Origin of the sequence: Microcystis sp. T1-4 (assembly GCF_000297435.1) — a bacterium.
GTDB lineage: Bacteria > Cyanobacteriota > Cyanobacteriia > Cyanobacteriales > Microcystaceae > Microcystis.
In genome coordinates this window covers 1-11,123 of sequence record NZ_CAIP01000427.1, presented here as the reverse complement: position 1 = coordinate 11,123, position 11,123 = coordinate 1, and the positions used below count along the sequence as shown (strand labels likewise).

13 protein-coding genes are annotated in these 11,123 nt (G+C 43.0%); 5 read left to right on the top strand and 8 right to left on the bottom strand.

All coding sequences use genetic code 11. The features are described 5' to 3' along the window. Nucleotides 1-415 (bottom strand): PAS domain-containing protein (locus tag MICAI_RS21365; protein WP_039900675.1); only part of this gene is annotated, 415 nt, incomplete at its 3' end. Nucleotides 416-427: 12 nt separating this feature from the next. Here MICAI_RS21365 and MICAI_RS26135 point away from each other — a divergent pair. The 3 genes from MICAI_RS26135 (at nt 428) to MICAI_RS21355 (ending at nt 1,473) form a co-directional block, all read left to right on the top strand. Further along, nucleotides 428-583 (top strand): hypothetical protein, encoded by a 156-nt coding sequence (locus tag MICAI_RS26135; protein WP_157221777.1) that lies wholly within the window; start codon nt 428-430, stop codon nt 581-583. 136 nt (nt 584-719) lie between these two features. Next, the gene (locus MICAI_RS21360; protein ID WP_039900674.1) at nt 720-929 is read left to right on the top strand and encodes a hypothetical protein; all 210 of its coding nucleotides are present in this window, start codon (nt 720-722) and stop codon (nt 927-929) included. A gap of 343 nt (nt 930-1,272) precedes the next feature. Further along, the gene (locus MICAI_RS21355) at nt 1,273-1,473 is read left to right on the top strand and encodes a hypothetical protein (protein WP_002735656.1); all 201 of its coding nucleotides are present in this window, start codon (nt 1,273-1,275) and stop codon (nt 1,471-1,473) included. Between the two features lie 95 nt (nt 1,474-1,568). On the opposite strand, the gene MICAI_RS21350 is transcribed toward MICAI_RS21355, so the two are convergent. Further along, the gene (locus MICAI_RS21350) at nt 1,569-2,390 is read right to left on the bottom strand and encodes a nucleoside triphosphate hydrolase (RefSeq protein ID WP_008206956.1); all 822 of its coding nucleotides are present in this window, start codon (nt 2,388-2,390) and stop codon (nt 1,569-1,571) included. 90 nt (nt 2,391-2,480) lie between these two features. On the opposite strand from MICAI_RS21350, the gene MICAI_RS21345 reads away from it, so the two are divergent. Beyond that, complete coding sequence (locus MICAI_RS21345) at nt 2,481-3,422, top strand: hypothetical protein (RefSeq protein WP_008206954.1); 942 nt, start codon at nt 2,481-2,483, stop codon at nt 3,420-3,422. Nucleotides 3,423-3,575: 153 nt separating this feature from the next. Here the strand turns inward: MICAI_RS21345 and chlP are convergent, their stop codons facing one another. The 6 genes from chlP to phaA form a co-directional block, all read right to left on the bottom strand. Then, the gene (gene chlP / locus MICAI_RS21340) at nt 3,576-4,793 is read right to left on the bottom strand and encodes a geranylgeranyl reductase (protein ID WP_008206952.1); all 1,218 of its coding nucleotides are present in this window, start codon (nt 4,791-4,793) and stop codon (nt 3,576-3,578) included. A gap of 225 nt (nt 4,794-5,018) precedes the next feature. Continuing rightward, nucleotides 5,019-6,113, bottom strand: coding sequence for a class III poly(R)-hydroxyalkanoic acid synthase subunit PhaC (locus MICAI_RS21335; RefSeq protein WP_008206950.1), 1,095 nt, complete (start codon nt 6,111-6,113; stop codon nt 5,019-5,021). 179 nt (nt 6,114-6,292) lie between these two features. Further along, the gene (gene phaE, locus MICAI_RS21330; protein WP_008206949.1) at nt 6,293-7,288 is read right to left on the bottom strand and encodes a class III poly(R)-hydroxyalkanoic acid synthase subunit PhaE; all 996 of its coding nucleotides are present in this window, start codon (nt 7,286-7,288) and stop codon (nt 6,293-6,295) included. Between the two features lie 79 nt (nt 7,289-7,367). Then, a complete protein-coding gene (locus tag MICAI_RS21325) occupies nt 7,368-7,580 on the bottom strand; it encodes a hypothetical protein (protein WP_002784823.1) in 213 nt (70 codons plus the stop codon). Nucleotides 7,581-7,805: 225 nt separating this feature from the next. After that, complete coding sequence (phaB, locus tag MICAI_RS21320; protein ID WP_008206945.1) at nt 7,806-8,522, bottom strand: acetoacetyl-CoA reductase PhaB; 717 nt, start codon at nt 8,520-8,522, stop codon at nt 7,806-7,808. A gap of 12 nt (nt 8,523-8,534) precedes the next feature. Further along, nucleotides 8,535-9,725: an acetyl-CoA acetyltransferase PhaA gene (gene phaA, locus MICAI_RS21315; protein WP_008206943.1), complete on the bottom strand. Its 1,191-nt coding sequence runs from the start codon at nt 9,723-9,725 to the stop codon at nt 8,535-8,537. Between the two features lie 219 nt (nt 9,726-9,944). Between phaA and MICAI_RS21305 the strand changes: the two genes are divergently transcribed. Further along, the gene (locus tag MICAI_RS21305) at nt 9,945-11,075 is read left to right on the top strand and encodes an FAD-dependent oxidoreductase (protein ID WP_008206941.1); all 1,131 of its coding nucleotides are present in this window, start codon (nt 9,945-9,947) and stop codon (nt 11,073-11,075) included. Nucleotides 11,076-11,123: the final 48 nt, after the last annotated feature.

Below are 11,123 nucleotides of genomic sequence, written 5' to 3'. Positions count from 1 at the left end.
TGTGGGTTATATAATCCTGATCTCCATATTTGAGAAAGTTAACCGTAATATCGAGGGATTGATGATCCTCATAATAAGGATGTTGTCTGATCAAACGTCCAAAACCTCGACGTTGAATTAATTTCCAGTATCTAGACCAATCTGAGTTTAAAAAATCTTGAGCAGCTTCTTCTATAGTCAAATTAGATAATTGTTCTCTGGAATATCCCAATAAAGCACAAGCAGCATCATTGTAATGCTTAATCCGTCCTTGAGAATCGATCCACAATACAGATTCAGGGATTTGATTGATTAAATATTGAATAATAGATGTGGATTCACCTATTTCTTGCCGAGGGCCGGAATTAAGAAAGTTAGTGGTAGAATCAGAGAAGTTAAGGGAGTTAAGAGGGTTAAAGTTTGGAGTTAAAAGCATGAGAACGTTCCTATGATTTCTAAAATAGATAATTTTTTGACCACAAAAGATGGTTTTCACTCCATCACCGACAAAACTGATTTCCTCATCTTCTTAATTCTTGACAAGGAAATTATTGAGCTTGATTTTGATCTACAAGCGGAGATGCGTCTTTCCGCAAATTTTTAAAACCCACATTCCGCACCCTAAGTGTCACAACGTCTCAAAAGAGGAAGGGGCGTAAGTCAAAATACCAGCCCTTTCAAGGTGAGGTAACAGAGTGACTCCCAATTTGAGCAAAAATTTGAGTTAGTTGGCGAATGTTATGCGCGAACTCTTCTCTGAGGGAGAAAATGTCGACAAAATCTCTGCCCATGTCATCGGGAATGAGCTTGTTGCTGCCAAGGAGGCTGATGAGCAGTCAAGACAAGTTGTTGGCCACATCATTGACGCGAATAATTGCTGGTTAGATTTTGGTCAAATTGGGAGACTGCTGGTTAAGAGGTCTTCTTTGGCTCTTCTAGGTTCTGTGTGATAAGTTTAATTGACATAGGATCGATCGATCTTTGTGTCCTTTGTGTCTTTGTGGTTCGTTCCACCCCCTCGCTCTTGAGAAATGTATCTTATAATACATTTTACCCACCAAAGCTGGGAGAGCCCTTCTTTTAGCTCGCCAGAAGTCGAGCAGTAGAAACATGGGGAGGTTGGGGGTCGTAGGTCGGCTTTAATCACTATACATTTTCCAGGTCTAATCTTCTCCATAAGAAGAGTCCAAGCGAAAAAAAGCCAAAAAGTAGCGGAATGTATAGCGCGCCACTACATCTCAGAAAAAACCTTTTACAATAGAGACAAATCAGAGATTAATGGGGGTGAACGTCATGTTAGTGATTTTAACCGACGAACACATTCTCGATACGGGTTCTGTCTGTCAGGGCTGTCTTTTAGCCAACCAGCAGGGGCAACCCCGGTGGCGAGAGGGTAAACTAGGCTGTGGTCACTCCTTGGGCAAAGGAGGAAGCCAACAGCCCAATCTCTACGAGTGTCAGATGGGCTTTACAATTGCTAATATTGAAGGCTAATCGGACTGGCTAAAGGCTCAACTTAGAGTTGAGTTAGGGTTTTTTTTTTGGACGCGGAGGAAAGAATCAACGCTATTGCCAATCCCCAATTCAGCTTAGATACAATGACAATAATTGCTGAGGGTTTCGTAGCATTGATCGTAGGCCTTTTGAGCTTGGGTTAAAACATCGTCGGAAATTTCTATATCTAATTTTCTGGCTTGTTTAATAATTTTACCCGCTTTGATATTCTCGGAAGAATCGCCTATACCGCGAGTACCAGTGGTTTTTAAAACTCGATATTCTTCAGAAAATCCTGTTTTAGTATCGAGATGACTCTGTAAACTATTAAAGACCAATTGACTTTGGTTTAATACTTGGTCGTGGGTGATAAATAAACTCTTTTCTTTGCTGTTAATTAATCGAGCATAACTTTCTAGGGTGGCTAAACGACCGGTATAATAACCCAGGGCGTGCTGCTCATTTTGATGGGGTTTAATATCTAGAATACTGGCTAAAGTGCGCTGCGGTTCTCGTAGTAAAAATATGGTTTTAACCGCATCAGATTGCAAAAAACTATGGTCTAAAAATTTCTGATCGTGAAGAACTTTATCTAAAATATATTTATGATTCATGTTTAAATCTTGCAAACGCCAGTAGAGTTTAAACATTAAAGTTTTAAAATCCTGTTCACTCTCATAAACCAGATGAGTTTCGCCAAACCCGATAATTTCGGGATTAGAATTGAGGATATGGGTTAATAAAGACGAACCCGATCGCATATGGCTAAGGATAAATAAAACCTGATAGGGTTGGGGACGAAAGAGAATTTTATAGGGGTCTTTGGGTGTATCAATGCGTATCTGAAAATACTTATAAGTTAAACGATTGGTTAAATCCTGCCAAGATTGGGGTAAGCGATCGAGGGCTATAGTCATAGGTTAATCAGGAATTGTGTCAACTTGTCTAGAAGATTACCCTATAATGTATCCCATTTAAGACCCAAACAAAAGTGAGGTTTATACAAAATGGGATTGCCAAGTTGTTCGCTCTGGTTTTTTACGGCGCGAACCGATGTCTGGTTTATGATGAACACTATTCCCCATCTAGTCAAAATGAGTCAGTTTCCCTTCCAGGAAAAGGTACTCGCTATTGACACGGCCCCCTTAAGCGGGGAAAAGGTTAATCGCCCCGGACTGGGTACAATGGAGGAATTAAGAGCCTGTGCTGAAAAATTAGTTAAAGAAGGCATAATCGATCGCCTAGTGGATTTTAACTACGATCCCAGCTATCGTCAGCGTATCTATCAAAAGCATTTCGGCAGTCCCCTCCGTTCCACCCATAACTACAAAGGTTATCCGATTTTCGGCTCGATCTTCAAAATCGAGTCATGTCGCAGCGATTATATGGTCCATTATGACAGTGACATGATGCTCTATCAAGAACAGGATTACAGTTGGATCCGCGAGGGGATTGAGTTGATGGAAACCCATCCAGAAATGATGTTTGTGCGTCCTTTGTCCGGCCCACCCCGGCCCGATGGTACGATTTATTCTCAGCATCCTTGCACGAAAAATCCCGACGGATTCTATCAATTTAAATTTTTTGGCAGCCGTGCCTATTTACTTAATTGTCGTCGCTACGATCGCCTTTTACCGATCACCCCCCTCTGGCGCTCTTATAAAAATACCTTTCTCGATCATTTACCCGATGGTTTAAAAGCTTGGGGCAATATTGTGACTGGGAAAGGAAAACTCGACTCTTGGGAAATTATGGTTTCTCGCTCCCTAGAACAAAGCAACTACTATCGCGCCACTCTCACCAATGCCAAGGGTTGGACTCTGCACCCCAACGAGCGCTCTGCCGCTTTTAGACAAGCTTGGCCGACTATTATCGAAAAAATCGAAGCGGGTATTTACCCACCGCCCCAAGCTGGTTATTATGACCTGATACCCGAATTATGGTATTAAAAGAGCGTTATTTCTCTAGATTTGAGGTGAGGCGGTACTTAGAGATTGCTGGTGAGGCGATATTTTTGTTTGAATTAGAGAAGACAGGAAGGGACGACCCAAAAGAAAACCCAACCACCGCCGGAGATTGGGTTTTCTAGTTATCAATTGATTTTAAGGAGCTAAAGCGTTACCGCGCAGGAGAGAACCGATGGTTTTAGCAGTAATCTTCATTTGTACGAGAGGATTAGCGGGAACAACGGTTTTATAGAGATAACTGTCAAAAGTCATCTTCTGTACGTCCTTATCGGAACACATTTCCACAAAAGCTTCCCGGGTGGCATCGGTACGGTAGAAAACCCGTTGCAGAATATCTAATACCAGATAGGTCATACCGTATTTCTTATCCCAACGCTTGAGGTAGAGTTTTAACTCGTCCTCTGTGGGGATACGTTGGCCGCCGTTGGTGACTTCGACAATGGTTTCCGCACACATCCGCGCCGATTTAGCGGCGAAATAGATGCCTTCTCCCGAAGACTTGGTAACTGTTCCCGCAGCATCACCTACGAGGGCCACGCGACCAACTACACGACGAGGACGGGGATGTTCGGGGATGGGGTGAGCCTCCACCCGGATGATTTCGCCTCCTTCCAGACGACGGGCCGCGCGAGCGCGAATACCAGCTTGTAGGTCTTTAATCATGGCTTTATTGACCTTCATTGTGCCAGTACCGACGGCGACGTGATCGTATTTGGGGAATACCCAAGCGTAGAAGTCGGGGGATACGTCTTTTCCTACATACATTTCGGCCAGGTCTTCGTAGTAGGCCATTTTATCTTGGGGAAGACGGATGCGTTCTTGGAAAGCGATCGCATAGTTGTAATCCCCAGCATCAATAGCTTTAGCAATGCGAGAATTAGCACCGTCGGCACCGATAACCACATCCACCTTCAGAGATTTCATTTCCCCTTGGGAATTGCCGTTGGAGTGATCAGCGTAGTGTAGGGTATAGGGATCGGTGCTATTGGTGGGAATGTCGAGACCGTAAACGGTTCCGTTGATTAAATGCGCTCCTAATTTATGGGCGCGCTCTCTCATAAAACCGTCGAGGACTTCCCGACGACACATTCCGATATATTCGTCTTGATTATCGAGATTAATATCGACTTCGACGTTAGAGGGGGAGATCATTTTCATTTTTCTCACCCGGCGATCGATAATTTCAGGAGGTAGGTCAAATTCGCTCACCATACAGAGAGGAATCGCTCCACCACAGGGTTTAGCATTATCTAATTTGCGTTCAAATAAATAGGTTTCAATGCCTGCTTTAGCTAATGTTTCTGCCGCCGAAGAACCGGCCGGCCCTGAACCCACAACAGCGACTCTTAACACTCAGGTTTTCTCCTACATACTTACGAGCGAGTACGCTTTGCAGTGTACCACAGGGGTTTAGCCAAAAGGAACGAGATTCTCCGATTCTGCCCGATCTTGCAACAGTGCTTAACATCCTCTGTTACAAAAGTTTATTTTACTGCCCGTAGATGTTTTTTTATCGATGTGTTGTATTGTGTTACACCCCTCTCCCAAACTGGGAAAAGGGGATATTTTCTAGGATTGTTAAGCTCTTGCTTTCAACCAATCGCTAATAGCGGGGGGTAAATCCCGTTGCACTTTGCCACTGACATACATTCCGATATGTCCGACGGGGAAAGCACAAGCGGTATAGTCAGAAGTACCGATATAATTCCCTAAAGCGAGGGAAGAAGCGGGAGGGACAAGGTGATCTTTATCCGCATAAAGATTGAGAATTGGCATGGTCAGATTGTGTAAATCTACCCGTTTATCTCCTAACATCACTTCCCCTTTAATCAGTTTATTTTGCTGATAGAAATCCTTGAGAAACTGTCGGTAGGATTCTCCCGCTTGGTCGGGACTATCAAAAATCCATTTTTCCATACGCAGAAAATTAACTAATTTTGATTCGTCTTCCATGATGTCAGGAAAATCGAGGTATTTCTGATAACCTAACTGCAAAGGTTTCAATTCCAGAAACTCTAAGTTAAGAAAATCTCCCGGGATATTGCCCATAGCATCTACCATTAAATCGATGTCTAATGCTTCGGACCCCAAGGAACACCCCCCGCGCATATTTAAGAGGGTCTCGGTTTGATAAAAGTCCACCGGTGTCACCATTGTCACCAGATTTTTTATCTTATCGGGATAGAGGGAACTATAGCATAAACTAAAGGTTCCCCCCTGACAGATTCCTAGCAGATTAATTTTGTCGAGATGGTGACTTTGACGAATAAAATCGACGCAATTATTGACATAACCATTGATATAATCATCAAGGGTTAACCAGCGATCGCTTCTGGTGGGATATCCCCAATCAATTAAGTAGATATCTAAGCCTAATTTCAGCAGATTGGCCACTAAAGAACGCCCTTCCTGTAAATCTACCATGTAGGGACGATTGACCAAAGCATAAACCATCAGCAAGGGAATCTCGAAGGGTTTTTCAACCACGGGTTTAAAGTGGTAGAGAATGATTTTATCTTCCCGATAAACTGCTTCTTTTTCCGAGACTCCACACTGAATATCTTCTTCTTTAACTCGTTTGAGATTGTCTAAACCTTTGAGATTTTTCTGAGTTAATTCTAGATAATCTTGGGTAAAATCTTCCAGTTTCACTTGCGTCAAAAATGGCCACATAATTTAATTCTCCTAGAAAAGTGGGGATTTTTCAGTGAGCAGTGAACAGTAAACAGTAATCAGTGAAAAGAAAGTTCCGAAGTTTTCACCTAACACTATATACTTAAAACTGCAATCCGATAACTGATAACTGATAACTGATAACTGATAACTGATAACTGATTGTCAAGCACAATTAACTAATTGTTACTTTCTACTGCTTTTTTTTCTCCTAAAGCTTTTTTGAGACTTTTTACCTCTTTGCGTAACTCATAGATAGTCCGATGAATTTCATCGACTTCGCTGCGGGTAGGCAGATTCATCGAACGCAGGTAAATTTCCATTAAATCCTGCTGTTTGATGCGATAATCATTGAGGGAATTAATAAATTTTCCCCTTACTTTTAGGTTTTCTGGTTGACAAAAAGCCTTTTCAAAAATATCATCAGCGACTACACTCCACACATCTTGAAATTCTCGCCAATTCTTGACAGGTTGACCTTTTTCTGCTAGGAAAACTAATTTTTTAGTTAAAGCTTCAAAGGATTTAACTTGAATATCAGCCAGCACAATTTGATAGTTAATACTAGCCTGATAAAGAACGCGCCAAGTTTCAAAACTATCGAGTAATTTGCGGTTAAATTCTCGCGGCAATCCTAATAAAGGCATCTGTAACCATTGGCCAAAAGTTTCATCATAAAACTTCTGCCAATAGATATTATTGAGTTCGATCAAAGAAGAAGTATTACCTAACCAAGCTTTGGTTATTGTGTCATTTGACAGCACGAAAGGATCGAACCATAAATGATTGAGACTTTGTAATTGTTGCAGGTAAATTGTCCATAGTTGACTGACATCTTGACTACCCTGGGAAGTGGTGGCAGTAAAACTATTCAGTTGACCGCGCATCTGTTGGGTATAATTATCTAAAATTGTTTGCCAGTTTTCTCCTGTTTGCATTTTCGGGAAAATACTTTCCCAAGCTTCCACCGATAATTTTAGGAATTTGATCAACAAATCCCGATTATCAAAATAGCGCTGGGTTGCCTCTTGTAATTCTGGTTTAATATTGCCCATAGGAGTCGGTATCGCCCCCATCATATCAAACCAACTTGACCACATTTTTGCCCCGGTTTCTGTCCAAAGATTGACGTAATCGGCGGCCATCTCACTCCAAGCTTGTGTCGGTTTATCCATTATTTTTGCCCTTTTCCTTTAACGCTGATTTCGCTAGTTTACTAACCAACTCTACACCCGATAACTGATAACTGATAAGTCATATTTTTCCAGACTTGGCAATTTTTGCTAGTAATCTTAACGCTTCATTGACTGAGGCTGAATCTTGAAAAATTTCCGCCACATCGGGATCGAGAATTATCACATTACTAGCCTGTCGATAAGCTTGATAATATTTGCCACGAATACCACCAGAAAAGTCATATTCAGTTCGCATCTCGTCATTAACCGTTTCTTCAGACTCCTGATTGATAATTTTTTCTCTCCTATTTACTAGCTAAACGGGCACTAAATAACGGAGGCAAGGGGCAGGAGTCCGTTTTTATAATGGTGATTTATGCCCCGCTCCAAAAACTTTTCGCCTTAAAATGCCAGGTTTTAGACCCGATTTTTTCGATAACAAACACATTTTCCATCTTTGAATTAGATAACTGATAACTTACCCACTGATAACTGATAACTGATAACTGATAACTGATTAAGTGTGATGGGCCCCATTAACTCTGAGGACTTCTCCAGAGACATAACTGCTGGCAACAGGAGAGAGTAAATAAGCAGTTGCCCAAGCGATATCTGCGGGTTCACCGAAGCGACGACAGGGAATTTCGGCGGTGATTTTATCGCGAACTTTATCGGGAATCGCTAAAGTCATTTCCGTGTTAATAAACCCCGGCGCAATCGCGTTGGCGCGAATATTGTAACGAGCAGCTTCTCGCGCTAAGGATTTGACTAAACCGATAACTGCCGCTTTTGTGGCTGCGTAATTAGTTTGGCCGGCATTACCGCGATCACCGGAAATAGAACTAATACAAACGATCGATCCCGCTTGTCGTTCGTACATTCCCTCAATAAACGGCTTAATCGTGTGATTAACCCCTTTTAGGTTGACATTAATCACTAAATCCCAATCTAGCGGCGTTAATTTAGCGAAAAAGTTATCTCTGGTAATCCCCGCGTTAGCGACGATGCCGTAAACCGGTCCCAATTCCGCTTCAATTTGTTGAGCTGCCGCTTCCATGGATTCCAACTTAGTCACGTCGGCGACAATGCCTAAACCCTGGGGATTATCGGTGGCTAAATCCGTGTAGGCCACCTTGGCCCCCAATTCTATCAAAAGAGAGACAATAGCCGCCCCAATGCCTCGATTTCCGCCGGTAACGACGATAACTTTCTCCTCTAGTCCCAGAGATACCATAGCTTTTTCCTCCTAAACTCTTTCAATTGCGATCGCTGTTCCGCCACCGGTCCCATGACAGATGGCCCCCATACCGAGGGTTTTATCCTGTACTTTCAACGCATTAATTAACGTCACCAGAATCCGCGCTCCGGAAGCGCCGATGGGATGACCCAAGGCGATCGCACCACCGTGAACGTTTTGTTTTTCCCTCGCTAACCCCAGATCCATCTCAAAAAGCAGATTATTTAAGGCAAAAGCTTCGTTATTTTCCACTAAATCGAAATCTTCGATCGTTTTATCTAGAGATGATAGCAATTTTTTCACCGCTAGGACGGGGAATTCTGGGAAGCGATCGGTTTTGCCAGCACCCACAGCGCCGCCGAGGATTTTGGCAATTGGTTTTAAACCGTACTGATCCACGGCTTTTTGACTGGCTAAAAGGATAGCGGCAGCCCCATCGGAAATCTGACTACTATTGCCTGCGGTTAAAACTCCCGACGGGTTAAAAGCTGGCCGCAGTTTTCCTAAACCTTCTGGGGTACTATCGGAACGAATACCCTCATCTTGAGCGATAATTGTGGAACCTTTCTTAGATTTAAGCTCAATTGGCACGATTTCGCCGTTAAACCAGCCTTTTTCTGTGGCTGTGGCTGCTCTTTGGTGGGATAAGGCGGCAATTTCGTCCAATGCTTGCCGAGAAACCCCGCGATCGAGACAGAGGCGATCGACTTGGGAACCCATGCCCTCAGTCGTGGTAGCATCGGTTAGGCCATCGTGCAGTAATAGGTCGGTTAATTGTTCCGGCGCACCCATAAGGAATTTATAACCCCACCGGGCCCGATGGGAGAGAAAAAAGCCAGTTTGGGACATGGATTCGATGCCACCGGCGAGGACGAGATCCGCTTCGCCGGCGCGAATTGAGGTGGCAGCGTTACTAACGGCAATCATTCCCGAAGAACAAACCATATCCACCCGATATCCGTCCACGCTTACGGGAATTCCCGCTTTAATCGCCGCTTGTCGAGGGATGAGTTGACCATGACCCGATCCCAAAACATTGCCGAAAATGTACAAATCTAGGGCTTCTGGGGGCAAATTAGCGATTTCTAGGGCAGATTTCATCACTGTTGCCCCTAAATCGGCCGGGGATAATCCGATTAATCCCCCACCAAAACGACCAATTGGAGTCCGGACAGCGGCCACGATATAAACTTCTTGCATAGACTTCTCTCTATTGGGAAGCGAAGATAATAGATAGAATTTGCTTAAGAATATCGAGTCCGAAAAGATCAAAATCCCAATTGACTGTCATTGGTTACAAGTTCCTGGCCTCGATGCCTTGAGTTTTTGTCTATCTACCCTCGATTTTGCAACAGAATTTCTGTGTCAGAAGATATATTCATTAGAATTTAACTTTTCCGGCAGCAATCCCCTTTTTTTATGGATTTAGTCAAGCGCCTAGTTTTTATCGGTGGTGGTCATAGTCATGCGATCGCCCTTCGTCTTTGGGGGCAATCACCCCTAAAAAACGTTCAATTAACTTTAATTAGCGATGTCACCCATACCCCCTATTCGGGAATGTTACCCGGCTACATCGCCGGTTTTTATGATTTTGCCGAAACTCATATCGATTTACCTTCTCTAGCTAGGTATTCTCAAGCGCAATTCTGTTTAGCTAAGGCTGATTCCATAGATACGGAAAAATGTCAAGTAATTTGTCATAATTCTTCACCAATTCCCTTTGATTATCTCTCGATCGATATCGGCAGCATCCCAGCAGTGGATAATGTTATCGGTGCTAAAGAGTACGCTATTCCCGCCAAACCGGTGCCGATTTTTCGGGAAGGATGGCAAGAAATCCTGAAAAAAGCGGTTAGTAACCCCAATAATCCTTTAAATATCGTCATTGTTGGTGGTGGCGCGGGCGGGGTCGAATTAGCTTTAAATATGCAGTCCCGTTTGGCCAAAATTCTCAACTCTAGCAGTAATTTGAATTTGTCTCTAATTCATCGAGGAAAAAAACTACTACCGAACCATAATAATTGGGTCGGCCAACGTTTGGAGAATATTTTTAAACAAAGGGGAATTAGATTATATTTATCAACGGATGTGACGGCAGTGCAAGCAGATCGGATTATCTGTTCATCGGGGTTAGTTTTGCCCACGGATTATACAATTTGGGTAACGACTGCCTCGGCCCCTAGTTGGATTAAAGCGTCAGGATTACTGACAGATGAAAAAGGGTTTATTTTAGTGAATAATTATCTGCAATCCCTTTCCCATCCCCATATTTTTGCCGTGGGAGATATTGCCACGATTCCAGATTATCCCCGTCCGAAAGCGGGAGTTTTTGCCGTCCGACAAGGTAAACCTCTGTTCGATAATTTAGTCAGAATTCTGCAAAATCAGCCATTAAAACCCTATTTTCCCCAGAAAAATTATCTCAGTTTAATCGGGACAGGAGACCAAAAAGCGATCGCATCTTGGGGCGGTTTTTCGTGGCAATCACCGTTATTATGGTTATGGAAAGATCGGATCGATCGAGCTTTTATGAAACAGTTTAAGCTGTAATCAATAAGTAGGTAGGTGTTAAAAATTATCAGACACCCCCTTATCAAG

What these genes read in the sequence shown, in the direction of transcription:
- MICAI_RS26135 (WP_157221777.1), top strand. Translation starts at nt 428, where the DNA reads ATGATTTCTAAAATAGATAATTTTTTGACCACAAAAGATGGTTTTCAC.
- MICAI_RS21360 (WP_039900674.1), top strand. Translation starts at nt 720, where the DNA reads ATGCGCGAACTCTTCTCTGAGGGAGAAAATGTCGACAAAATCTCTGCC.
- MICAI_RS21355 (WP_002735656.1), top strand. Translation starts at nt 1,273, where the DNA reads ATGTTAGTGATTTTAACCGACGAACACATTCTCGATACGGGTTCTGTC.
- MICAI_RS21350 (WP_008206956.1), bottom strand. Translation starts at nt 2,390, where the DNA reads ATGACTATAGCCCTCGATCGCTTACCCCAATCTTGGCAGGATTTAACC.
- MICAI_RS21345 (WP_008206954.1), top strand. Translation starts at nt 2,481, where the DNA reads ATGGGATTGCCAAGTTGTTCGCTCTGGTTTTTTACGGCGCGAACCGAT.
- MICAI_RS21335 (WP_008206950.1), bottom strand. Translation starts at nt 6,113, where the DNA reads ATGTGGCCATTTTTGACGCAAGTGAAACTGGAAGATTTTACCCAAGAT.
- phaE (WP_008206949.1), bottom strand. Translation starts at nt 7,288, where the DNA reads ATGGATAAACCGACACAAGCTTGGAGTGAGATGGCCGCCGATTACGTC.
- phaB (WP_008206945.1), bottom strand. Translation starts at nt 8,522, where the DNA reads ATGGTATCTCTGGGACTAGAGGAGAAAGTTATCGTCGTTACCGGCGGA.
- phaA (WP_008206943.1), bottom strand. Translation starts at nt 9,725, where the DNA reads ATGCAAGAAGTTTATATCGTGGCCGCTGTCCGGACTCCAATTGGTCGT.
- MICAI_RS21305 (WP_008206941.1), top strand. Translation starts at nt 9,945, where the DNA reads ATGGATTTAGTCAAGCGCCTAGTTTTTATCGGTGGTGGTCATAGTCAT.